The organism is Erwinia persicina (assembly GCF_014838825.1).
Taxonomy (GTDB): domain Bacteria; phylum Pseudomonadota; class Gammaproteobacteria; order Enterobacterales; family Enterobacteriaceae; genus Erwinia; species Erwinia persicina_A.
This window is the reverse complement of record NZ_JACYMO010000002.1, coordinates 530,840-552,195: the sequence shown is the minus strand read 5'-3', so window position 1 is coordinate 552,195 and position 21,356 is coordinate 530,840. Positions and strand designations below refer to the sequence as shown.

Here is a 21,356-nt window from a genome sequence, read left to right as displayed (position 1 = left end):
TGACAGGCGAGTGATAATCCATCGTAAGACAATAACAGCCTGTAAAACCCGGAGGTATCCGTTTAAAAATAATTCACACCAGATGGGGTTATTGTTGAATAATAATCAACGCAGAGTGAAGGAGGAAACGCCGCGTGAACTCGATATTTAACGAAGAAAATTTGCAGGTATTCACGGCGGTTGTGCGCTGCCACAGTTTCAGCCAGGCCGCTATTGAGCTGGGCGTGACCACCTCTGCCATCAGCTACGCCATTAAGCGCATGGAGTCCGGTCTGGCGGTGTCGCTTTTTATACGCCACGCCCGCCGCGTTGAGCTGACGGAGTCAGGCCACTATTTTCACCAAAAAGCGCTGGCGCTGCTGGCGGATTTTGGGGCAATAAAACAGGGAGTGGATGCCATTGCCCGGGGCGTGGAGTCGCGGGTACGTATCTGCATCAATCATCTGCTGTTTACGCCCCGCCACACTGCGCGCCTGCTACAGCTGTTGAAAAAGGCCTTTCCCACCTGTCAGGTGACCGTCACTCATGAGGTTTACAATGGCGTCTGGGATGCTTTTATCCATCACCAGGCGACCATCGCTATCGGCGCGCCGGACAGCCCGCCGCAGGGTGGCAGCATTACGTGTGCCGACATAGGCAGCGTACACTGGCAGTTCGCGATTGCGCCCGATCATCCACTGGCGGTGCTGCCGCAGCCGATTGGCGAAAACGCACTGCGGCGCTTTACCAATATTATGGTCGCGGACACGGCCCTTACCCTGAATCAGCGTATTGGCTGGCTGCTCCACGGGCAGGAGGTTATTCTGGTGCCGGACTTCCAGACGAAATGTCAGTGTCAGATTCTGGGGGAAGGGATCGGATTTTTGCCGGACTACCTTGTCAGGGAAGCGGGCGACGCGCTGGTAACGCGGGAGGTCAGGAATCCCCGACCGGCATCCCGGCTGCTGCTGGTCACCCGGGAACCGGCCAGCGGTCAGGTCACGCAGTGGATCAGGCAGCAGTTTTTGGTGGGGGGAGCCTTAAGCACGCTGTATCAGGATTTGCTGCATCGCGAAGATAAAACAGACGGAATGTAAAAACTGTGTTAACTTCAACGCTCATTACCAAATTTTCTCTTAAAATAAAAATATGTAGGTCTATTATCCAAAATATTAAATATCAGTGTCCGTCTTGTCACGGCTGCCAGTTCCGCTTTTCGCCTTTCAGTATCACCGCTAAAAATCCCCATGGTGCCAACTGCATTTTCTGTAAAGCCCAGATGGTTTGTCGTCCCGCGAGCACAGCACAAAACTAAACCCGTCGAGCGTTTTCCCCAGGCCTGTTGTTGATGTTAACCTTAGCGGCTAATCCCCGTTAACCGTCAATATTCCAGGGCCGTATGATGACCACCTCAACTGAAAAACTCCTCTCCCTCTGTAGTGACAGCCTGGCAGCCACCCCGCAGGATATGCCCATCATCACGACGGCAGATCCCGCGCTGGTCGGAGAGCTTCGCCAACTGCTGACCGCGAAAAACGGCTGCTATGGTTTTGTCTCTGCCCTGCATATCTTTCCGTGGCAGGCGGTGGAAAATGAGCCCGGCCTGCAGCAGTGGAACCAGCCTGAGCTGTGGATAGAGGCTTTCCAGGATCTGGCGCGTGACGCGCTGTTCTTTGCGGAAGATATCTTTGGCGTGCAGTTTTGCCTGCGGCAGGGCGGCGTGTTCAGCTTCGAACCGGAAACCGGCGAGTTTAGCTGGATGGCCGAAAGCCTTGAGCACTGGAGTGCCCTGATCCTTGAAGACTATTCAGTATTAACCGGTTATCCGCTGGCGCAGGACTGGCAGGATCAGCACGGGGCACTGCCTGCGGGTTACCGTTTGTTGCCGAAAATCCCGTTTATTCTGGGTGGGGAATTTGTGCCGGATAACCTTCATGCGGTACGCAGTGTGGATGCCATGCGCACCCGTGCGCTGTTTGCCGTACAGATGCGCGACCGGCCGGACGGCTCACAGGTTGCCCTGGATCCTTCCGCGTCCTGATCTCAGCTACCCGGCATCGCTGCGCCAGAGGCAATAAACCACACCAGAAATGCCATCGCGGCAATAAAAATCAGGGTAGGGGCAATCGCTCTTTTATTCATGGCATTTCACACTCAGTGGGGTAAGGGAAAGCGGGAAGTCAGCTTCCCGTGCGCGGCTGAGTGTAACATATTCATCGTGCTGCCCGACACGGCCACCGATCCCTGTTTCACCGCAGGGTTTTATGCGAAAATGATAGCGCAAACATTTTAGCCGCCGGGAAGCCGATGCAAAATCATGATGAGGGACGTGGGGCCGCCGTCAGTAAAAATCCAACGCTGGAGGATGTCGCGCGGGTGGCCGGGCTCTCTCCGATGACCGTCAGCCGGGCAATTAATAAGCCGCAGGTGGTGCGCCCGGCAACCGTGGCCCGGGTGATGGAGGCCATACAGGCCACCGGCTATATCCCGAATATGCTGGCGGGGGGGCTGGCATCAAAGCGCAGCCGCCTGATCGCCGTAGTGGTGCCGCAGATTAATAACAGTATGTTCGTCGACACCGTGCAGGCGCTGGGGGACCGGCTGGCGCAGCGTGGCTACCATATGCTGCTCTGCATCACCGGCTATTCTGCCGATAATGAAGCCTCCATTGTCGCGACTATCCTCTCGCGCCGCCCCGACGGCATAGTGCTGACCGGCATTCATCACAGCCCCGAGCTGAGAAAAACCATTTTGAATATTGGCCTGCCAGTGGTGGAGATATGGGATCTGACCCCGACACCGCTGGATATGCTGGTGGGCTTCTCTCATGAGAAGATTGGCACGCAGTTGGGGCACTACTGCCTGCAAAAAGGTTATCTCAATCTCGGGCTGGTCTGGGCGAGCGATCGGCGTGCCCTGCAGCGGCGTAAGGGACTCTCTGATGTGATGCAGGGACAGCCGGGTTGCCGCATACGCGGCGTCAATGCGCCGGTGCCGACCTCACTTGATGCCGGAAGGCAGGGCATGCGCCAGCTGCTGGCGCGGGGAGAACGGTTTGACGCCATTATCTGCAGCTCAGATACCCTGGCCCAGGGGGTGATCATGGAAGCGGAGGCGTGCGGACTGGCCGTCCCCGCGAGGCTGGCCGTCATTGGTTTTGGTGACCTTGCTTTCGCGGCGGCGAACCGGCCGTCGATCACCACCGTGGCGATTGACCGGGTGAAGATGGGCGAAGAGGCGGCGACCCTGCTGGCCGATAAAATTGAGGGCCAGGTACCGGCCGAATTGGTGATCGATCTCGGCTTTACCCTCAAGGTCAGGGACTCCGGTTAGGGCCAGTGACCGTCAAACCCGGCGGGATGAATCAAGAATTATATGACTTTATTTCTTGTGGTTATTATTTCTGATAAAAACTAATTATGCGGGATTTCCCTGCATTTTTTACCATCCCGTGCGCGAATTTCTGCTAAATCCCTGCCTTTAACCCCTGCATTTCATGATGGCATTGTTATGAAATGTTAGGAGAAATACCTGCTCTTAACTTTAAACATTAACACTCCAATTTTTACATTTTGACATCTTTGTATGGTTAAGATTGCGGCAATGTAAACAGATAAAAACAGTTCTTTAACCTTAATGACATCCGCTGCGCGGATGCCATTTTCTCAGTGTGTGAGAGTCGTAAAAATGCTCCTTCAAAAAGAAACTACCCGCCGTAAGTTCTTACTCGGGTCGCTGTTGGCATTGCCGTTGGGTGAGATGGTCTTTAAGGGACTGACTGCCGCCCAGGCTGCCGAAATGGCCGCCCCGGAACTGGCAGACTACCAGCCGATCTTCTTCAGCAGCGATGAATGGCAGTTTATTCTGGCCGCCTGTGACAGCCTGATCCCCGCCGGAGGGAAAGGCAAAGCTCCAGGGGCACTGGAAACCAATGTGCCGATCTTTATCGACCAGCAGATGCATACCGATCTGGGTGATGAGATCTATATGAAAGGGCCGTTTAATCCCCAGGCACCGGCCACCATGGGGTATCAGATCCCCTTCCGTCCGCAGCAAATCTACAAGATCGGCATCAAACTGACTCATCAGTGGTGCCTGCAGCACCATCAGAAGCCTTTCCATCAGCTTAACCAGCAGGATAAAGACAGCGTCCTGACCCAGCTGCAAAAAAACGATATCCACTTCGCCGATCTTGGCGAGCCTGACCTGAAAGCCTCCCAGTTCTTCAGCGGTCTGCTCTCCGATGCCAAGCATGGTTATCTCTCTGACCCGATGTACGGCGGCAATAAAGGGATGAAAGCCTGGATTGCCATTGGCTTCCCCGGCGCGCGTGCCAGCTATCTGGAATGGGTGAAGCAGCACAACATCCCGTATCCCTTAGGCCCGGTCAGCATTAAGGGCGAACGCGCCTGAGTTTGCTGAGTGTCTGTTCGTTTTTTTGTCAATGACACCCCCACGACTTTGCGCTGGCGCTAAGACGCCTGCACGCGAAACGATAAGGGTTGATAGGGTTAAATATGTCTCAAATTAATAAAGAAGAAGTCGACGTCGTTGTTGTCGGGCTGGGATGGGCTGGCTCGCTGATGAGTATTGAGCTGGCGATGGCCGGGCTGAAAGTCCGCGCGCTGGAGCGCGGTGCCGATCGGGGTTATGAAGAGTTCGCTTACCCGAAACCGGCCGATGAATACGCCTATGCGGTGCGAAACAAAGTGATGGCCACCCCGGCCGAAGCGGCGGTGACCGTGCGTTACAATATGAGTCAGACCGCGCTGCCGACCCGTAAATGGGGCGCATTCTGCCCGGGTAACGGCGTGGGCGGTTCCGGCCTGCACTGGACGGCGGTGCTGATCCGTCCAACGCCAACCGATCTCAAGCTGAAAACTTACGCTGACCAGGCCTACGGCCCGGGTGTGCTGCAGGACGACATGCGCATTATGGACTTCCCGTTCAGCTGGGAAGAGATCGAACCCTATTACGAGAAGTTTGAGATGATCTGCGGGCAGTCCGGCCTGACCGGCAACCTGCGCGGCCAGATCCTCGAAGGTGGCGATCCGTTTGAGGGGCCGCGCGCGAATCCGTTCCCGCTGCCACCGCTGGACGATACGCTGAATAATACGATGTTTGTGAAGGCGGCGAAAAAACTGGGTTATCACCCGTTCCCGAACCCGTCAGCCTGTGTATCCCGCGCCTGGACTAACCCGTACGGCAACCAGATTGCCCCGTGCAATTACTGCGGCTACTGCAGTAAGTATCCCTGCCTGAACTACTCCAAAGCCTCACCACAGACGGCGGTTATGGATGCCCTGAAGCGGATGGATAACTTCTCCTATGAAGTCCACGCCAACGTGATGAAGGTGGTACTGCATGACGATAAGAAAACCGCGAAAGGGGTGATCTACATCGACAAAGACGGTAACGAGTGCTTCCAGCCGGCGAAAATCGTCATTCTGAGCAGCTTCCAGTTCTGCAACGTGCGCCTGATGCTGCTGTCCGGCATTGGCAAACCGTATAATCCGATCACGGAAGACGGGGTGATTGGCCGTAACTACGCTTTCCTCAGCAACGGCGGTGCCACGCTGTTCTTTAAAGATAAAAACTTTAACCCGTTTGCCACCGCCGGGGCGACCGGACAGATGTTTAACGATATCTCGCCGGGTAACTTTGACGGCCCGGGGCTGGGCTTTATTGGTGGTGCCAAGATCCACAGTTCACAGGCCACCGGGACGCCGATCAGCACCGCACTGCCAAAAGGCACACCCGCCTGGGGAACCGGCTGGAAAGAGGGGATGGAAGAGTGGTACGGCCATTCAATGAAGATCAGCATTACCACCACCTGCATGTCGTATCGTGATATTTATCTCGACCTTGATCCGAACTACACCGATGACTACGGCTACCCGCTGCTGCGCATGACCTTCGACTGGAAACAGAACGAACTGAAATTACAGCAACACCTGAAAGGCATCGTCAGCGATATCACCAAAGAGCTGAATCCGGACAGCTACAGTGAAAGTTTCCTGCCGATGGACGCCCACTTTGACCTGACCAAATACGTGTCAACGCACAACGTCGGTGGCGCGGTGATGGGTGACAACCCGCAGACCTCGGCGCTGAATAAATACCTGCAAAGCTGGGATGTGCATAACGTCTTTGTGCCGGGCGGTAACGCCTTCCCGCAGAACTTCCAGGCGAACCCGACCGATACCATCGGTGCGATCACCCTGATGGCCGCGCAGGCGATCAAAGAGATCTACCTGAAAAACCCCGGCCCGATGGTGCAGGCATAAGGAGATGACGATGATGAACTTTAAACGCCTGCTGCTTGCCAACGCCGTGCTGCTGGCGGGGGCCTTTGCTGCCTCGGTACAGGCTGACGACAGCCTGGTCAGGCAGGGTGAATATATTTCGCGCCTGGGCGACTGCGGCGCCTGCCATACGGTAGCGGGGAAACCGGCGTTCTCCGGCGGGCTGGCGATCGAATCCAGTCTGGGCACGATTTACTCCACAAATATTACCCCGGATAAACAGCACGGTATCGGTGACTATACCGAGCAGCAGTTCTCCGATGCGGTACGCAAAGGTGTGCTGCCGGATGGTACCCGCCTGTATCCGGCAATGCCGTATCCGGCTTACGCTAAAATCACCGATGCGGATATGCACGCGCTGTACGCCTACTTTATGCAGGGCGTGAAGCCGAGCGCCGAACAGCCGCCGGAGACCGATCTCAGCTTCCCGTTCAGCCAGCGCTGGGGCATGCGCTTCTGGAACTGGGCATTTGCCAGCGATGAGCCGTTCCGGCCAATTGGCGGGGCCACGGCAGAGGTGAATCGCGGGGCCTATCTGGTGGAAAGCCTCGGCCACTGCGGCAGCTGCCACACGCCGCGCGGCATTGGCATGAACGAGAAAGCACTCGACAGCAGCGACAGCAGGTTCCTCTCCGGCGGCAATCTGAATGGCTGGGAAGTTCCGTCGCTGCGGGGCCTGCCAAAATGGACCGAACAGGAAACCGTGGATTATCTGGCTACCGGGCGTAATGACAAAGCCGCGGTAGGCGGGGAGATGACCTCGGTGATTGAGCACAGCACGTCGTGGATGACGGAAGCGGATTTGAAAGCAATCGCGGCTTACCTGAAGTTTACCGGCGGCCAGCCGGCGGTGCCGTCCTCAGACCGGACGGTGAGTGCCACCGAAGCGAAGCTGACGGCGGCAAAAAACCTGACCACCGGCGAGCGTCTCTATCTGGATAACTGTGGGGCCTGCCACTTCGTCACCGGAAAGGGCGCGCCGCGTATCTTCCCGGAGCTGGACCAGGGCACACTCGTTAATGCCGGTGATCCGACCGGCCTGATCCACACTATTCTCGCCGGGGCGCAGCAGCCCTCTACGACTAAATCGCCGTCCACATTGGTGATGCCGGGCTTCGCCAGCCGTCTGAGCGATGAGGAGGTGGCGCAGCTGGCGACCTTTATTCGTCAGGGCTGGAGTAACAAGGCGGATGCGGTGAGCGCAGGGCAGGTGAAAGAGGTGAGGGAGAGTCTGAAGAAATAGCCCGTACCGGTTATTTTATTGCACGCTCTTTTGAAAACAGAGGCTGATCACCCCGCGATACGCCGCGGGTAATTGTTCCGGCTATTCATCAGCGGGCGACCTTGTAACGGTCGCCCCTTTTGATTAATGAACGATCTCAGCAGACGCCGAAATCGCCCTCTTCATGATAAAGATTGACCGAATCAGCGGCTACCGCGACCTCTTTTTTCTCCGCATCATTCACCCTGGCGCAATACAATGTTGAGCCATCGACGCGCAGCACCTGCATTTTGGGGCCGCCGGTTTTGGACTGTACAAAATCATCTGGTTTAAACATGGTCTTCTCCTGACAGGGGGACTGACAGTGTCTGTCAGCCCGGAATATTCTGCAAGTGGGCTATTTTTCCGCAGTCTCTGGCACGGTGGCTATACTGGTAGCTGATGTTAAATAACCGGAGAATAAACAATGACCATTCATAAGAAAGGACAGGCGCACTGGGAAGGCAATATCAAGCAGGGTAAAGGCACCATCTCAACCGAGAGTGGGGCATTAAGCCAGCAGCCTTATGGTTTTAACACGCGCTTTGAAGGTAAAGCAGGAACCAACCCGGAAGAACTGATTGGGGCTGCGCACGCTGCCTGTTTCTCCATGGCGCTCTCACTGATGCTGGGCGATGCCGGCCATACGGCGGAAAGCATTGATACCACCGCCGATGTGTCACTGGATAAGGTAGATGGCGGATTTGCCATCACCAAAGTGGCGCTGCAAAGTAAGGTGAAACTGCCAGGCATTGAGAAAGCTGCGTTTGACACGATTATTCAGCAGGCGAAAGCCGGTTGCCCGGTGTCAAAACTGCTCAGCGCTGAGATCACCCTCGACTATCAGCTGGAAAACTAAGCCTGACCGGGCGGGCTCAGCGGGCAGGGTAAGGATTGCGTTAAGACGGTGAAAAAAAAGCGCTAACCAGCGGGTTTTAGGAGTTCGTGAGATAGGGAAGTGTTGCAGTATCCCCGATATTTGTTGTGCGGCAGTGAGCAGGCCGTGAGCAACCTGAGGATACGAATATGAAAAAAACAACACTGACTTTACTGATTAGCCTTTTCACAGCAAGCACTCTTTTTTCCACCCTCTCCTTTGCCGATGGCCCGGGTCGCGGTCCTGAGCCCCAGTGGCAGCAGGATCGCGGACAGGAGCACCGCGGTCACAGTGACCGTCATGACGATCGTGACGATCGCCGTCGCGGTGGTCCGCAGGAGCGTGACCACTTTGCCTGGAACGGTCATGACTTCCGTCGCGGTCACCCGGCCCCGGAACGCTTCCGTGGAGACGATTACCGCGTTGATGACTGGCGCGATCGCGGGCTGTATGAACCGCCCCACGGCGCGCACTGGGCCTATGTTGATGGCAACTACGTGCTGATTGCCGCCGCGACGGGGGTGATCACCGCGATCCTGTTGGGCAATTTATCAGGTCTCCATTAATGCACTCCTGCCGGTGGCATCCCGCCACCGGCAATCTGCCTTACCCTGTTTCTTTCTGAGCGCAGTTCCCCCCAACCTATCGTCTGCAATGATTATCCTCTGCCAATATTAACTATCCCGTATTTCGCCTTATAGACGTCTGGACATATAGCCATCGATTTGTGTAGCATGGAGGCAGTAGACAAATCTGAACAGGAACAGGCCGATGACGCAGCATATTAAGATCCTCGATGGCGGAATGGGACGCGAACTGGCCCGTGTGGGAGCGCCTTTCCGTCAGCCTGAATGGTCGGCGCTGGCGCTGTATGAGGCGCCGGAGCGCGTGCGTGAGGTCCATGACAGCTATGTGGCTGCCGGGTCAGAAACGCTCACCACTAACAGTTATGCTGTTGTGCCCTTCCATATTGGTGACGAACGCTTTGCCGCCGATGGTCAACGTCTTGCCGCTCTGGCAGGACAGCTGGCGCGGCAGGCGGCCGATGCCGCTGCCCATCCGGTTCAGGTCGCGGGCAGCCTGCCACCGGCTCTGGGGTCTTACCGTCCCGATCTTTTTGACGCCGGGCGCGCACTGGAAATCCATCGCGTGCTGGTGGAGGCCCAGACCCCGTATGTGGATGTCTGGCTGGGGGAAACCATCAGCTCCATTGCAGAAGCCGACGCCATACAGCAGGCCGTGGCGGCCCAGCCTCAGCCTCTGTGGCTGTCATTTAGCTTACATGATGACCCTGATCATCCCCGTCCAGCCAGCACTCTGCGGTCCGGGGAGAGCATCGACGCTGCCGTATCCAGTGCGGTGGCGTTGGGGGCAGAAAACATCCTGTTTAACTGCAGCCACCCGGAAGTGATGCTGTCAGCGATAGAGCAGGCGGCAGCAGCCCTGCAGCGACTGGGGTCGCCAGCGGGTATTGGTGTCTATGCTAATGCGTTCGAGCACGGCAGTAACGGCGGTGGCGCGAATGAAGGCCTGAGTGGTTTGCGTAAAGATACTCACCCGGAAGGTTATCTGCACTGGGCACAGGAGTGGGTGGCTGCGGGAGCGACGCTGGTCGGCGGCTGCTGCGGTATTGGCCCGGAGCATATTCAACGCCTGGCATCAGCACTGAAGTAAACACCCGATCTTCTACCGCTGTGGCGGAAAACAACAATAAAAATCAGGAAACACACCATTATGAATCGTCGCGACTTTATCAAAACTACCGGGGCTCTCTCTGTCGCCGCAGCCTGTTCCAGCCTGCCGCTGCACTCTCTCTGGGCGGCGGAAACCGTGCCCGCCACGCCAAAAAAAGGCGGCCACCTGATTGTGGGCATGGATAACGGCTCCAGTACCGACCGTCTTGACCCGGCGTTCTGGTTTGAATCCTATATGTACTTTGTCGGTTCCCAGTTGTTCAACTGCCTGGCTGAAGTCGATGAAAACGGCAAAATCACCCCGTCGCTGGCCGAGCGCTGGGAGACCAGCGACGGCAGCAAGACCTGGGTGCTGACGATTCGCCAGGGCGTACAGTTTCATGATGGCCGCAGCCTGACGGCAAAAGATGTGGTCTATTCGCTTAACCATCATCGTGATGAAAAATCCAGCTCTTCAGTGAAAGGCTATCTGGAACCGGTGGTATCCCTTGAAGCTACGGCACCCCATCAGGTGACGATTAAGCTGAAAGAGCCGAACGTCGAATTCATTGCGCTACTGAGTGATGTCCACTTTGCCATCACTGCAGAGAATGAGAGTTTTGATAAAGGGATCGGCACCGGGGCGTTTATTCTGGAAAGCTTTAAGCCCGGTGTGCGTGCGCTGGTGAAGCGCAACCCGAACCACTGGAACCCGGCCCGTGGGCACGTGGATTCGGTTGAAACGCTGGCGATGAGTGACTCCACGGCGCGTGTCGCGGCCCTTGCCAGCGGCTCTGCGCATCTGATTAACCGTGTGAATCCGCGTATTGTTGACCGCCTGAAAAATATGCCGTCTATCCAGCTGCTGCGCTCGCGCGACAGCCAGATTTTCACCTTCCCGGGCCTGGCAACCGCCGCACCTTTTAACTCCCTGGATGGTCGTCTGGCGCTGAAATATGCCATCGATCGCGAACAGATGATCAAAACCGTGCTCGGCGGTTATGGCACGGTGGCGAACGATAACCCGATCTTCCCTTCCAGTCCGTACTTTGCCAAAGATATTCCACAGCGTCCGTATGACCCGGAAAAAGCCAAATATCACTGGCAGAAAGCCGGCTTCAGTGGCCCTCTGGTGTTATCTGTCGCTGAGGCGGGCTTCCCGGGGGCCGTGGATGCCGGACAGCTCTATCAGAATTCCGCTGAGCGGGCGGGCATTCCATTGAAGGTCGAACGCGTGCCGGACGATGCGTTCTGGGATAATGTCTGGATGAAAAAGCCGTTTGTCTCGTCCAACTGGTCGCTGCGCCCGACGGCAGATGCGCTCCTGTCGCTGGTCTTCACCAGTAACGCTCCGTGGAATGAGTCACAGTGGAAGGAGCCGGCGTTTGATCAGCTGGTGACGGCCGCACGCGGCGAACAGGACGAACAGAAACGCCGCCAGATCTACCATGATATCCAGGTCATGCTGGTGGAGAAGGGCAGCGAAATCATTCCGCTGTATGCCGATGCACTGGATGCCGCCAGCAGTAAAATTCAGGGCTTTGTGGCCATTCCGGGCTTTACCATGAGCGGTAATCGCGCGGCAGAAAAAGTGTGGTTTGCATAAGCGCTGATGAGTGAACTCCGTGAACGTCGGGGGAAGGGCCACTTTCCTCTGTTAAAACTGACCGGCCAGCGTCTGCTGGCGGGCGTGGTGATGCTGTGGCTGGTGTCGATACTGATTTTTGCCGGTATTCAGCTGCTGCCGGGTAATGCGGCGACGGCCATCCTCGGCCAGTCCGCGACGCCGCAGGCGGTGGCGGCACTGAATCAGCAGCTGGGGCTGGATCAGCCTGCGGTAAGCCGCTATCTCAGCTGGCTGGGCGGGGTACTGCGCGGCGATTTCGGCCACAGCTTTACCAGCCGGGAAGCGATAGCGCCGGTGCTGCTGGATCGTCTGGCCAATACGCTGTCGCTGGCCTTTTTCACCGCCATCGTCGCGGTGCCGCTGGCGCTAACGATTGGCTTTGTCTCGGCGCGCTATCAGGGAAGCTGGATTGACCGTCTGCTGAACCTGTTTACCCGCGCGGCGGTGTCGCTGCCGGAATTCTTTTCGGGGTATCTGCTGATCCTGGTTTTCTCCATTACCCTGTTCTGGCTGCCCAGCAACAGCAGCGTTGCCGACGGTATGTCGCCCGGCGACAGGCTGCTGGCGATAGCCCTGCCGTGTATGACGCTGATCTTTGCCATTCTCGGCCATATGAGCAATATGACGCGGGCCGCGCTGGTCAGCGCGCAGAATGCGGCCTATGTCGACACTGCGCTGATGAAAGGGCTGTCGCCCTCTGCCATTCTGTTCCGCCATGTCCTGCCCAACGCCTGGGGGCCGATTATCAACGTCATCGTGCTAAATCTCGCCTGGCTGATGGTGGGCGTGGTGATCGTCGAAAACGTCTTTGTTTATCCCGGCCTCGGCCAGTACATGGTGGACAGCATCAGCAAGCGCGATATTCCGGTGATCCAGGACTGCGCACTGCTGCTGGCCGGTATTTATATTCTGCTGAATCTGCTGGCCGACCTGGTCACTCTGCTGGCCAATCCGCGCCTGCGCCACAGCCGCTAACCGATAGCGATGCTTTATCCCCTGCGGGTGCTGAACCAGGCCGGCGGGGTTTGACAAGGAACTGATGTGGATGTTTAGGCTGAAACTTGCTGTGCTCCCCGGTGCCACCGCGCTGGTGTTGTTTGTTCTGGTCGCGCTGCTGGCACCGTGGCTGGCCCCCTATGCGCCCGGCGAGGTGGTAGGCAGTGCCTGGAGCGGCGTGACCCCCGAAAACTGGCTGGGGACGGATAATCTCGGGCGCGATCTGCTGTCCCGCCTGATCTGGGGCACGCGGACCTCACTCAGCGTCAGCGCGGTGGCCACGCTGCTGGCGTTTTCCATCGGCACGTCGCTGGGTTTTCTGGCCGGTTATTACCGGGGCTGGGTTGACCAGCTCATCTCCCGACTCAACGATATTCTGATGGCCATTCCCACGCTGATCCTGGCGCTGGTCGTGCTGGCAATGTTGCCGAAGACCATCCCGGTGATTGTCGCCGTACTGGGAATTCTGGAGTCGACCCGCGTGCTGCGCGTGGCGCGATCCCTGGCGCTGGATATTGCCGCTCAGGAGTTTATTGAAGTTGCCCGCCTGCGCGGTGAGCGCCCTGGCTGGGTGCTGTGGCGCGAAATTTTACCGAATGCCTTTACCACGCTGGTGGCCGAATTTGCCCTGCGCTTTATCTTTATCCTGCTGTTTCTGTCGGCGCTGTCATTCCTCGGGCTGGGCATTCAGCCACCGACCGCCGACTGGGGCGGGCTGGCGCGTGATAATAAAGACGGCATCCTGTTTGGCGTATGGGCGGCCCTGATCCCCGGCGCGGCCATTGCCGTGCTGGCGCTGGCGTTAAACAGCGTTGCAGACTGGCTGTTAAGCCAGCATAGCCGTAGCTGGCAGGAGTAGAATATGAACGAACAGCCGCTGTTAAGCGTGGAAAAACTGCGTGTCACCGCCGGTCATGCCGTGCTGGTGGACGATATCACCTTTACCCTGCGCAAAGGTGAGGTACTGGGACTGATTGGGGAGTCTGGGGCCGGCAAGTCGACGATCGGTCAGGCGGTGCTCGGCCACTTTCGTCATGGCATGACCCTGAGCGGCGGGCAGATCCACTTTGCCGGGCAGACGCTCACCGGACTGTCTGAGCGTCAGTGGCGCAGGATCCGCGGGGCTAAAATTGCTTATGTGGCGCAGTCGGCCAGCGCCGCGTTTAACCCGGCGAAAAAAATCGGCGAACAGGTGATTGAAAGTGCCCTCCGCCACCGGGTCTTTAACCGGCAGACCGCTATCCGCCGCGCCGTAGAGATCTTTGCCCAGCTGCAGCTACCGCAGCCGGAGGCCTTTTTCCATCGTTACCCACACCAGGTGTCCGGCGGTCAGCTTCAGCGGGCGATGATCGCGATGGCCATCTGCGCCGGGCCGGAGCTGATTGTTTTTGATGAACCCACCACCGCGCTGGATGTCACCACCCAGCTGGAAGTGCTGAAGGCCATCCAGCAGGTTATCCGGTTAACCGGTGTGGCCGCGCTGTATATCAGCCACGATCTGGCGGTGGTCGCCCAGCTCAGTCAGCGCATTATGGTGCTGCGGCACGGCCGTGAGGTGGAAAGCGGAGAGACGGCGACCCTGCTGGCAGAGCCTGCCGAAGCCTACACCCGCGATCTGTTACACAGCCACGGTGAGCCGCATGAGCCACGCAGTGCGACACTGCCGCTGCTCAGCGCGCGCGATATCAGTATCCACTATCACGATGACCCGGTGATCCACGCGGTAACGCTCACGATCGGGCGCGGACGCACGCTGGCGCTGATCGGCGAGTCCGGGGCGGGCAAGTCCACGCTTGGCCGGGCGGTCTGCGGGCTGGTGTCTCCGTCTGAGGGCGAGATCACCTTTAACGGCCAGCGATTGCCGCCGCAGTTACGCCAGCGTTCGCGGCAGCAGATGCAGCAGGTGCAGATGATCCATCAGCACCCTGATACGGCACTGAATCCGCGTCTGACCATCGGGCTGCAGATCGAGCGGGCTATGGTCTGCCTGACGGGACTCTCCGCGCCGCAGCGCGAAGCCAGGGTGACAGAGCTGCTGGAAAAAGTCGGGCTGTCACCGCTGTTCGCCGGGCGCTATCCGCATGCGCTTTCCGGGGGGCAAAAACAGCGCGTCTGCATCGCCCGCGCGCTGGCGGTAGAACCATCGCTTATCGTCTGCGATGAACCGACCTCGGCCCTCGATCCGCTGGTCGGACGCGACGTGCTGGTACTGCTGAAAAAGTTGCAGGCAGAGACCGGGGTGTCGCTGTTGTTTATCACTCACGATCTGCACGTGGTCAGGGCGGTGGCGGATGAGGTCATGGTGCTGCGTCACGGTCGGGTGGTACGGCAGGGGCGGCTGGAGCAGGTGTTCACTGACCCACTGGATGATTACACCGCCCGACTGCTGCGCTCCGTACCGGAAATGCGGCCGGGATGGTTAGCGGAGGCCAGCGCCCCCGTCACCTGACGACAGAAAATAAACACGAAAGAAACCGGGAATGGATAAAGTTACGTCGCTGAATGACCGATAACCCTGCTTTGATGGCCGACACAGATCGGCCAGAAAATCTGCATATCTTCAGGGGATTCAGCATGACCATTACCAAAAGGCTGTTCGTCATTTTCATCTTACTGGCGCTGTCGTTAATCGCGCTGTCGGCGTATTCCCTCTCGGCATTAAGCGGCTTCCAGTCGCGCTTTGAGTTTGTGCAGGTTAACGCCATTCCCAGCATCAAAGATCTGGATAAAACTATCGGTGCCGCCAGTGAGCTGCGTCTGGCGCTGTATGAGCATCAGAGTGAAAACGACAGCAGCAAACAGCCTGCAGTTGAGACTAAAATTGAGCAGATTATCGGCCAGTTAAAAACCCTGACCGATTACTATCTGGCCAATGATATTTCCAACGATACGGATCGCGCTATGACGCAGGATGCGCTGAACAGCATTACGCTGATTCAGGCTGCTCTGCCAGAATTTATCACTGCGTCTCGTTCGCATGACGACGCCCGTTCGCTGCCGCTGCTGCAGGGTGAAAGCGGGGTGGGGGCTGCCGTCCGTAAGTTATCAGCAGGCCTGCAGGCTCAGATCCAACTGAATATCGATGCCAGTAATGAGCTGCGCCGGGAGAATACGGAGATCTACGGCAACGTGTTCTGGGGGGTAATGATTTTCTCCGGCACGGCGATTATCGTGCTGGGGCTGCTGGCGATCAAAACCATTTTCAGCGTGCGTAACAGCCTGAACGGTATGCAGAACCTGATGGTGCTGGTCAGCGAGTCGCTCGATCTCAGCAAGCAGGCAGATGCCACGCGCAACGACGAAATTGGTAAAACGGCCGCCGCGTTTAACAGCCTGATGGCCCGCGTCTCCGGCGTACTGGGGTCGGTGACTTCTTCCGCCCAGTCGGTCAGTTCTGCCTCAACCCAGATTGCTGCGGGTAATGAAGATCTTTCGGCACGTACTGAAGAGCAGGCGGCCTCTCTGGAGCAGACCTCAGCCAGTATCAGTACCCTTAACGATACGGTGAAACAGAGCGCTGAAAATGCCCGCCAGGCGAGTTCGCTCGCCAGCACCGCTAACGACCTGTCTGTCCACAGCGGCAATGCTGTCGCGGCGATGGTCGGAACAATGGAAAAAATTAAAACCAGCTCCAGCAAAATCTCTGATATCACCGGGCTGATCGAAGGCATCGCCTTCCAGACCAATATTCTGGCGCTGAACGCGGCGGTAGAAGCTGCCCGTGCCGGGGAGCAGGGGCGCGGTTTTGCGGTGGTCGCCAGCGAAGTGCGCAACCTGGCGCAGCGTTCCTCTACGGCGGCGCGCGAAATTAAAGATCTGATTGCCACCTCGGCGCAGCTGGTGGAAAGCGGTTCGGTGCAGGCGGCAGACGTGGGCGAGAATATGGCGAAAGTGCAGGGGTCAATTCGTCAGGTTGCCGATATTGTCGGGGAAATGGCGGCTGCCACCACGGAACAGAGCCAGGGTATTGAGCAGGTGCATCTGGCGATTGGTCAGATGGATACCGTGACCCAGCAGAATGCCGCGCTGGTGGAAGAAGCCTCAGCGGCCTCGCAGTCGTTGCAGGAGCAGGCATCCACACTGAACCAGCTGGTCTCGGCATTCCGCCTTCAGGCCGACCGCCGCGTTCCGGTGGAGCTGGCAGCGAAGAAAGTTCCGGCCATTGCACCGGCAGCCCGGCTGGCAAAACCCGCCGCCGCTGCAGTAGATGATAACTGGAGTTCCTTCTAAACCGGACGGGCTGACCGGCGCAGCAGGAAACACAGGAGGCCGATCGCGGTAGCGGTCAGCCCTTTTGCCTTACCTGCTGACGGCCACTCTGTCCGCATACTGACGCCGTGGCTGCGGGATGTTTCAGACCCGCATCACCCGACGCTTATGCTTCCACGCAGAAGGCCTGTTCCAGCAGCCAGCGCTGTTGATCTCTGCTCCAGGTCACCAGGCTGTTTTTGCTGTTAGATCGCGCCAGGATCCAGTCGGTATCTCCGGCGCTCAGGGCGGGGGGCGACTGCCAGAAGGGCATGATCGCATTGGCGGTCAGCCAGCTGGCGAGCCGTAACGCCGGGGAGCCATCTGGCCGGGAAAACAGTGCGGCATCCAGCTGTTGCATCAGCACGACCTGCTGCGGGTGATCGCTTTCACTCAGCATCTGCAGGAACGGCAGTAGCAGGCGGCCACACACTTCCCCATGATGGTAATCCCGGATAGCACCCAGCTCGCCGGCAATGCCGTGGATCACCCCCAGCCCGGCCATACTCAGGCTCTGGCCACCAAGCCATGACGCCATCATCATCTGTTCCCGCGCCTCATCTCCCGCTGCGTCATTCCGGTTAAAGGCCGCCCAGCCGCGCATAAAGGCCTGCATACCGCTGATGGCCGTCTGACGGGTAAAGGCATTACCGCTGTTGGAGAGATAGGCTTCGAACAGATGGGTAAAGGCGTCGATCCCGCAGCAGGCCAGCACGCGGTCAGAGGCCCCGCGCAGCAGGTCCGGGTCGAGCACGGCAACCGGTGGCACAAAGTTCGCATGACGCAGCGAAGCCTTCACATTCAGCGTGGTTTTATCGGTGATCACCGCATTTTGCGTGACTTCGCTACCGGTTCCGGCGGTGGTCGGGACGGCAATCAGCGGCAGCGTGGCCCCGCTGACGGCGGTATCACCCACTTTTTCCAGATAGCGCAGGGTAGGCAACGGATGCTGGCTCAGGGCGGCAACGGCTTTTGCTGCATCCAGTACGCTTCCGCCACCAATGGCCAGCACCCGCGCGGCCTTGCCCCGCCAGCGGGCCGCCCAGGCGTCAATCTCGTCCGGGGAAGCTTCATGGCTGACCCGCTCAATACCACACAGCAGCGGCTCCAGCTCTGCCTTCATCTGCCGCCAGGCACTGCCGTTAAGAAACGACTGCCCGCAAAACAGCACGGTTGGCAGCGCCGGATCCTTCAGCAGGGGGATCAGCTGTTGCACGCTCCCACGGCCAAAAAAGGTGTGTCGGTTGGTAATCAGTTGACGGATGGACATCAGCAGGAGCACTCGCAGGTTAAGGGCAGGTAAAGGTGATCGCCTGGTCGGTCGGGGCGTTTATCACCGCAAAACGGTGGTCGGAAATACGCTGTGCCAGCCAGCCATCCGCCGTGGTCGCGGAAGGAATATAGCGCTGGCGATCGCTGGACAGCAGCGGGCCGCTGTCCAGCTGGCGATCCGGCAGGGCAACCGAGAAGGAGTTGAAACGATCAATAATCAGTGCCTGAACGCTGCCACGAGGCTGGCCGCTGAGAGTCTGAATTTCGCCGCTGCATTCACGCCCCTGATAACCGGATGAACAGCCATTGAGTAGCAGCAGTAGCGCCGGGGCCAGCAGGGTACGCATCATCGTCTGCGGGGAGGGGAAATGCGGTAACGGCCAGCGTCCTGAAAATGGCATAGTACATCCTGTTGGTTGAGGTTCCACATAGGTTGTTATGAGAATGATTATAGCCCGGCGTCTCACCGGCGTCATGGTGTTGTCATGCCTTAACTGAGAGTTAGTATTCACTATCCCTGCAGGTCTGCGTTTTCAATAACCCCTCACTTTGTGACGTTAAAGTGAATCAATTTAGTTAAACCGTTAACAATAGTTCGCAAGCAAATTAATGAGTGCTACAATCGCCCGCGTTTTGTGACTTGGGTCACATTAGTGCCTGCCGTAACGCGCAGCGGGCAGAGAAAAAGAGTGGCAGCGCGTTACAGGGAGTTTTTGCTCATGCCGTAAGCAAAATGCCTCAGGGGTTATATACTTTTGAGCGTTGCCTGGCTGGGTAAGACAGTATTACGTCAGGGAATGTCGGACGCTTACCGGGCGGAGCCGGGTGAGACTTTTTGTATCTTTTATCCACATCGAATAATTCCCGTGATTAATAAAACTTCTGCTGTTGTTTTGACACCGCTATTTCTGCTGTCGCCCGTTGCTGTCAGCTATGCACAGCCCTCCGCCGTGACCGCGTCGGGCGAGGCACCGTCGCTGATGGTGATAAAGCAGCGCGAAGGGCTGTCCGAACTGGACACCCCGGCGGCCGTCAGCGTGGTGGACGGTGATGACCTGCGCGGCACCAGCGCCCGGGTGAACCTGTCTGAAAATCTTGGCAGCGTGCCGGGCCTGCAAATTCAGAACCGTCAGAACTATGCTCAGGATCTGCAACTCTCCGTGCGCGGCTTCGGCAGCCGATCTATGTACGGCGTGCGCGGCGTGCGGCTGTATGTGGATGGCATTCCGGCCACTATGCCGGACGGGCAGGGGCAGACGTCGAACATCGATATCAACTCGGTGGGCAAGGTAGAAGTGCTGCGCGGGCCCTACTCGGCACTGTATGGCAATGCCTCCGGTGGCGTGGTGAATATTGATACCGCCACCGGCAGCCAGCCGGCCACACTGGAAGCGGGTACCTACTTTGGCAGCTTTGGCTCCTGGCGCAACAGCGTAAAAGCCAGCGGTGCCACCGGTGATGGCACCCAGGCGGGGGACGTGAATTACACGATTTCCGGTTCGCGCTTTACCACCCACGGCTTCCGCGACCACAGCGGTACGCAGAAAAACCTCGGTAACGGTAAGCTCGGTGTGCGTCTTGATGATGTCAGTACCCTGACGCTGATGTTTAACAGCGTTTCCGTGGATGCTAACGATCCGGGTGGCCTTGACGCTGCCGAATATGAAGCTAATCCGCGTCAGTCGCCGCGTGGCGATCAGTACAATACGCGTAAGAGCCTCGATCAGACCCAGATTGGCCTGCGTTATCAGCGTGATATGAGTGACAACGACCAGCTGACGCTGACCACCTGGCACGGCGAGCGCCACACGACACAGTATCAGTCTATTCCTTATGCCACGCAGCAGCTTGCCACTTACCCCGGTGGGGTGATCGTACTGGAGCGTAAATATCAGGGGGTGGATACCCGCTGGAAGCACGACGGCCAACTGGGTTCTGTGCCGGTGACGCTGATTGGCGGTCTTGATTATGAAACCATGACCGAACGCCGTCAGGGCTTCCAGAACTACAACACCGTGAACGGCGTTGACCAGTTTGGCGAGAAGGGTGAGCAGCGCCGCAACGAAAAAAATACCATGTGGAACCTCGATCCCTATCTGCAAACCAGCTGGCAGCTGACACCGAAATGGACGCTGGACGCCGGTCTGCGTTACAGCACGGTGAACTTTGATTCTACCGACTATTATATAACCAGCGTTAACGGCGATGACAGCGGCAGCGCGCGCTATCACAAGCTGCTGCCGATGGGGTCGCTTAACTATGCGGTGACCGACGCGTGGAACCTTTATGCTTCGGCCGGTCGCGGCTTCGAAACCCCGACCATTAACGAGCTCTCGTACCGTTCTACCTCCGGATCACAGACGGGCCTGAATCTGGGCCTGAAGCCGGCCACCAGTGATACCGTTGAGCTGGGCAGCAAAACCCGCATCGGTTTCGGCCTGCTGACCGCCGCCGTGTTCCAGACCGATACCGACAATGAGCTGGTGGTGGATGACAGCCGCGGAGGCCGTGCGGTGTACAAAAATGCCGGAGAAACGCGTCGCCGTGGCCTGGAGCTGGGCTTTGATCAGCAGTTTGCCATGGACTGGCAGCTAAAGCTGGCGTGGACGCTGCTGGATGCCACCTACCGCAATGAGACCTGCAATGCGTCAGGAACCCGCTGTACGCCTGCGGGCAACCGCCTGCCGGGGATTGCCCGCAATATGGGTTATGCCTCCCTGGCCTATGCGCCGGAAAGCGGCTGGCACGCCGGGGCGGAGATCCGTTATATGAGCAACATCCAGGCTAATGACGCGAACGATGCGCAGGCACCGTCCTACGCGGTGACCAGCCTGAATACCGGCTACCGTTTCAACTGGAGCCAGTGGTCGCTCGATCTGTTTGGCCGCGTGGATAACCTGTTTGACCGCCAGTATGTCGGTTCGGTGATCGTTAACGAAGGCAATAATCGTTACTACGAACCGGCACCGGGACGTAACTGGGGCGGTGGGGCAACGCTGGCTTATCAGTTCTGAACAGAATCCAGTAACCGCCTGCTGTAGACAGCAGGTGAAAAACACCCGATGGATGGGCAACACAAAACGGGTATTTGAAAAGATCGGGCTGACGCAGTCACGCT

The 21,356-nt window shown here is 57.9% G+C and carries 20 protein-coding genes; 16 read left to right on the top strand and 4 right to left on the bottom strand.

The genetic code is table 11. The features are described 5' to 3' along the window. Positions 1-134 precede the first annotated feature (134 nt). From IFU29_RS08645 to IFU29_RS08640, 3 genes are all read left to right on the top strand, one after another. On the top strand, positions 135-1,076 hold the full coding sequence (locus IFU29_RS08645; protein ID WP_191933548.1) for a LysR substrate-binding domain-containing protein: 942 nt from the start codon (positions 135-137) through the stop codon (positions 1,074-1,076). 5 nt (positions 1,077-1,081) lie between these two features. Further along, positions 1,082-1,294, top strand: coding sequence for a cold shock small protein YmcF (ymcF, locus tag IFU29_RS22790; RefSeq protein WP_423244822.1), 213 nt, complete (start codon positions 1,082-1,084; stop codon positions 1,292-1,294). Between the two features lie 87 nt (positions 1,295-1,381). Further along, entirely contained in the window at positions 1,382-2,020 is a 639-nt protein-coding gene (locus IFU29_RS08640) for an SMI1/KNR4 family protein (protein ID WP_191933547.1), read from the top strand. A gap of 2 nt (positions 2,021-2,022) precedes the next feature. Here IFU29_RS08640 and IFU29_RS08635 read toward each other — a convergent pair whose 3' ends face one another. Continuing rightward, positions 2,023-2,121: a YoaK family small membrane protein gene (locus IFU29_RS08635; RefSeq protein ID WP_137268681.1), complete on the bottom strand. Its 99-nt coding sequence runs from the start codon at positions 2,119-2,121 to the stop codon at positions 2,023-2,025. A gap of 165 nt (positions 2,122-2,286) precedes the next feature. Between IFU29_RS08635 and IFU29_RS08630 the strand changes: the two genes are divergently transcribed. The 4 genes from IFU29_RS08630 to IFU29_RS08615 all read left to right on the top strand — a co-directional run bounded on the left by IFU29_RS08630 (position 2,287) and on the right by IFU29_RS08615 (position 7,527). Then, positions 2,287-3,312, top strand: coding sequence for a LacI family DNA-binding transcriptional regulator (locus IFU29_RS08630; RefSeq protein WP_191933546.1), 1,026 nt, complete (start codon positions 2,287-2,289; stop codon positions 3,310-3,312). 354 nt (positions 3,313-3,666) lie between these two features. Beyond that, entirely contained in the window at positions 3,667-4,392 is a 726-nt protein-coding gene (locus IFU29_RS08625; protein WP_191933545.1) for a gluconate 2-dehydrogenase subunit 3 family protein, read from the top strand. A 104-nt stretch (positions 4,393-4,496) separates the two neighbouring features. Beyond that, positions 4,497-6,266: a GMC family oxidoreductase gene (locus IFU29_RS08620; RefSeq protein WP_191933544.1), complete on the top strand. Its 1,770-nt coding sequence runs from the start codon at positions 4,497-4,499 to the stop codon at positions 6,264-6,266. A 4-nt stretch (positions 6,267-6,270) separates the two neighbouring features. Further along, positions 6,271-7,527 carry a c-type cytochrome gene (locus tag IFU29_RS08615; RefSeq protein WP_423244820.1) on the top strand — a complete coding sequence of 419 codons (1,257 nt, stop codon included), beginning with the start codon at positions 6,271-6,273 and terminating at the stop codon, positions 7,525-7,527. Positions 7,528-7,663: 136 nt separating this feature from the next. Here the strand turns inward: IFU29_RS08615 and IFU29_RS08610 are convergent, their stop codons facing one another. Next, positions 7,664-7,843 (bottom strand): hypothetical protein, encoded by a 180-nt coding sequence (locus IFU29_RS08610; RefSeq protein WP_062745212.1) that lies wholly within the window; start codon positions 7,841-7,843, stop codon positions 7,664-7,666. Between the two features lie 129 nt (positions 7,844-7,972). Here IFU29_RS08610 and IFU29_RS08605 point away from each other — a divergent pair, with 129 nt between their 5' ends. From IFU29_RS08605 to IFU29_RS08570, 8 genes are all read left to right on the top strand, one after another. Beyond that, the gene (locus IFU29_RS08605; RefSeq protein WP_062745214.1) at positions 7,973-8,404 is read left to right on the top strand and encodes an OsmC family protein; all 432 of its coding nucleotides are present in this window, start codon (positions 7,973-7,975) and stop codon (positions 8,402-8,404) included. Positions 8,405-8,571: 167 nt separating this feature from the next. Next, positions 8,572-8,988, top strand: coding sequence for an RcnB family protein (locus IFU29_RS08600; RefSeq protein ID WP_191933543.1), 417 nt, complete (start codon positions 8,572-8,574; stop codon positions 8,986-8,988). 205 nt (positions 8,989-9,193) lie between these two features. Further along, positions 9,194-10,096, top strand: coding sequence for a homocysteine S-methyltransferase family protein (locus IFU29_RS08595; protein WP_191933542.1), 903 nt, complete (start codon positions 9,194-9,196; stop codon positions 10,094-10,096). A 60-nt stretch (positions 10,097-10,156) separates the two neighbouring features. Beyond that, positions 10,157-11,701 carry an ABC transporter substrate-binding protein gene (locus tag IFU29_RS08590; RefSeq protein WP_191933541.1) on the top strand — a complete coding sequence of 515 codons (1,545 nt, stop codon included), beginning with the start codon at positions 10,157-10,159 and terminating at the stop codon, positions 11,699-11,701. Between the two features lie 6 nt (positions 11,702-11,707). Continuing rightward, positions 11,708-12,697: an ABC transporter permease gene (locus tag IFU29_RS08585; RefSeq protein WP_062745227.1), complete on the top strand. Its 990-nt coding sequence runs from the start codon at positions 11,708-11,710 to the stop codon at positions 12,695-12,697. A gap of 70 nt (positions 12,698-12,767) precedes the next feature. Then, entirely contained in the window at positions 12,768-13,577 is an 810-nt protein-coding gene (locus tag IFU29_RS08580; protein ID WP_191927250.1) for an ABC transporter permease, read from the top strand. Between the two features lie 3 nt (positions 13,578-13,580). Continuing rightward, on the top strand, positions 13,581-15,167 hold the full coding sequence (locus IFU29_RS08575) for an ABC transporter ATP-binding protein (protein ID WP_191933540.1): 1,587 nt from the start codon (positions 13,581-13,583) through the stop codon (positions 15,165-15,167). 125 nt (positions 15,168-15,292) lie between these two features. Next, complete coding sequence (locus tag IFU29_RS08570) at positions 15,293-16,948, top strand: methyl-accepting chemotaxis protein (RefSeq protein ID WP_191933539.1); 1,656 nt, start codon at positions 15,293-15,295, stop codon at positions 16,946-16,948. A gap of 145 nt (positions 16,949-17,093) precedes the next feature. Here IFU29_RS08570 and IFU29_RS08565 read toward each other — a convergent pair whose 3' ends face one another. Next, the gene (locus IFU29_RS08565; RefSeq protein WP_191933538.1) at positions 17,094-18,236 is read right to left on the bottom strand and encodes an iron-containing alcohol dehydrogenase; all 1,143 of its coding nucleotides are present in this window, start codon (positions 18,234-18,236) and stop codon (positions 17,094-17,096) included. A gap of 19 nt (positions 18,237-18,255) precedes the next feature. After that, on the bottom strand, positions 18,256-18,639 hold the full coding sequence (locus IFU29_RS08560) for a hypothetical protein (RefSeq protein WP_244633656.1): 384 nt from the start codon (positions 18,637-18,639) through the stop codon (positions 18,256-18,258). A 465-nt stretch (positions 18,640-19,104) separates the two neighbouring features. Between IFU29_RS08560 and pqqU the strand changes: the two genes are divergently transcribed. Further along, positions 19,105-21,252 (top strand): TonB-dependent receptor PqqU, encoded by a 2,148-nt coding sequence (gene pqqU, locus IFU29_RS08555; protein ID WP_191933537.1) that lies wholly within the window; start codon positions 19,105-19,107, stop codon positions 21,250-21,252. Positions 21,253-21,356 lie beyond the last annotated feature (104 nt).

Bases quoted from the DNA above. Each gene is read 5' to 3' on its own strand.
- IFU29_RS08640 (WP_191933547.1), top strand. From the start codon at position 1,382: ATGACCACCTCAACTGAAAAACTCCTCTCCCTCTGTAGTGACAGCCTG.
- IFU29_RS08635 (WP_137268681.1), bottom strand. From the start codon at position 2,121: ATGAATAAAAGAGCGATTGCCCCTACCCTGATTTTTATTGCCGCGATG.
- IFU29_RS08630 (WP_191933546.1), top strand. From the start codon at position 2,287: ATGCAAAATCATGATGAGGGACGTGGGGCCGCCGTCAGTAAAAATCCA.
- IFU29_RS08625 (WP_191933545.1), top strand. From the start codon at position 3,667: ATGCTCCTTCAAAAAGAAACTACCCGCCGTAAGTTCTTACTCGGGTCG.
- IFU29_RS08620 (WP_191933544.1), top strand. From the start codon at position 4,497: ATGTCTCAAATTAATAAAGAAGAAGTCGACGTCGTTGTTGTCGGGCTG.
- IFU29_RS08615 (WP_423244820.1), top strand. From the start codon at position 6,271: ATGACGATGATGAACTTTAAACGCCTGCTGCTTGCCAACGCCGTGCTG.
- IFU29_RS08610 (WP_062745212.1), bottom strand. From the start codon at position 7,843: ATGTTTAAACCAGATGATTTTGTACAGTCCAAAACCGGCGGCCCCAAA.
- IFU29_RS08605 (WP_062745214.1), top strand. From the start codon at position 7,973: ATGACCATTCATAAGAAAGGACAGGCGCACTGGGAAGGCAATATCAAG.
- IFU29_RS08600 (WP_191933543.1), top strand. From the start codon at position 8,572: ATGAAAAAAACAACACTGACTTTACTGATTAGCCTTTTCACAGCAAGC.
- IFU29_RS08595 (WP_191933542.1), top strand. From the start codon at position 9,194: ATGACGCAGCATATTAAGATCCTCGATGGCGGAATGGGACGCGAACTG.
- IFU29_RS08590 (WP_191933541.1), top strand. From the start codon at position 10,157: ATGAATCGTCGCGACTTTATCAAAACTACCGGGGCTCTCTCTGTCGCC.
- IFU29_RS08585 (WP_062745227.1), top strand. From the start codon at position 11,708: ATGAGTGAACTCCGTGAACGTCGGGGGAAGGGCCACTTTCCTCTGTTA.
- IFU29_RS08580 (WP_191927250.1), top strand. From the start codon at position 12,768: ATGTTTAGGCTGAAACTTGCTGTGCTCCCCGGTGCCACCGCGCTGGTG.
- IFU29_RS08575 (WP_191933540.1), top strand. From the start codon at position 13,581: ATGAACGAACAGCCGCTGTTAAGCGTGGAAAAACTGCGTGTCACCGCC.
- IFU29_RS08570 (WP_191933539.1), top strand. From the start codon at position 15,293: ATGACCATTACCAAAAGGCTGTTCGTCATTTTCATCTTACTGGCGCTG.
- IFU29_RS08565 (WP_191933538.1), bottom strand. From the start codon at position 18,236: ATGTCCATCCGTCAACTGATTACCAACCGACACACCTTTTTTGGCCGT.
- IFU29_RS08560 (WP_244633656.1), bottom strand. From the start codon at position 18,639: ATGCCATTTTCAGGACGCTGGCCGTTACCGCATTTCCCCTCCCCGCAG.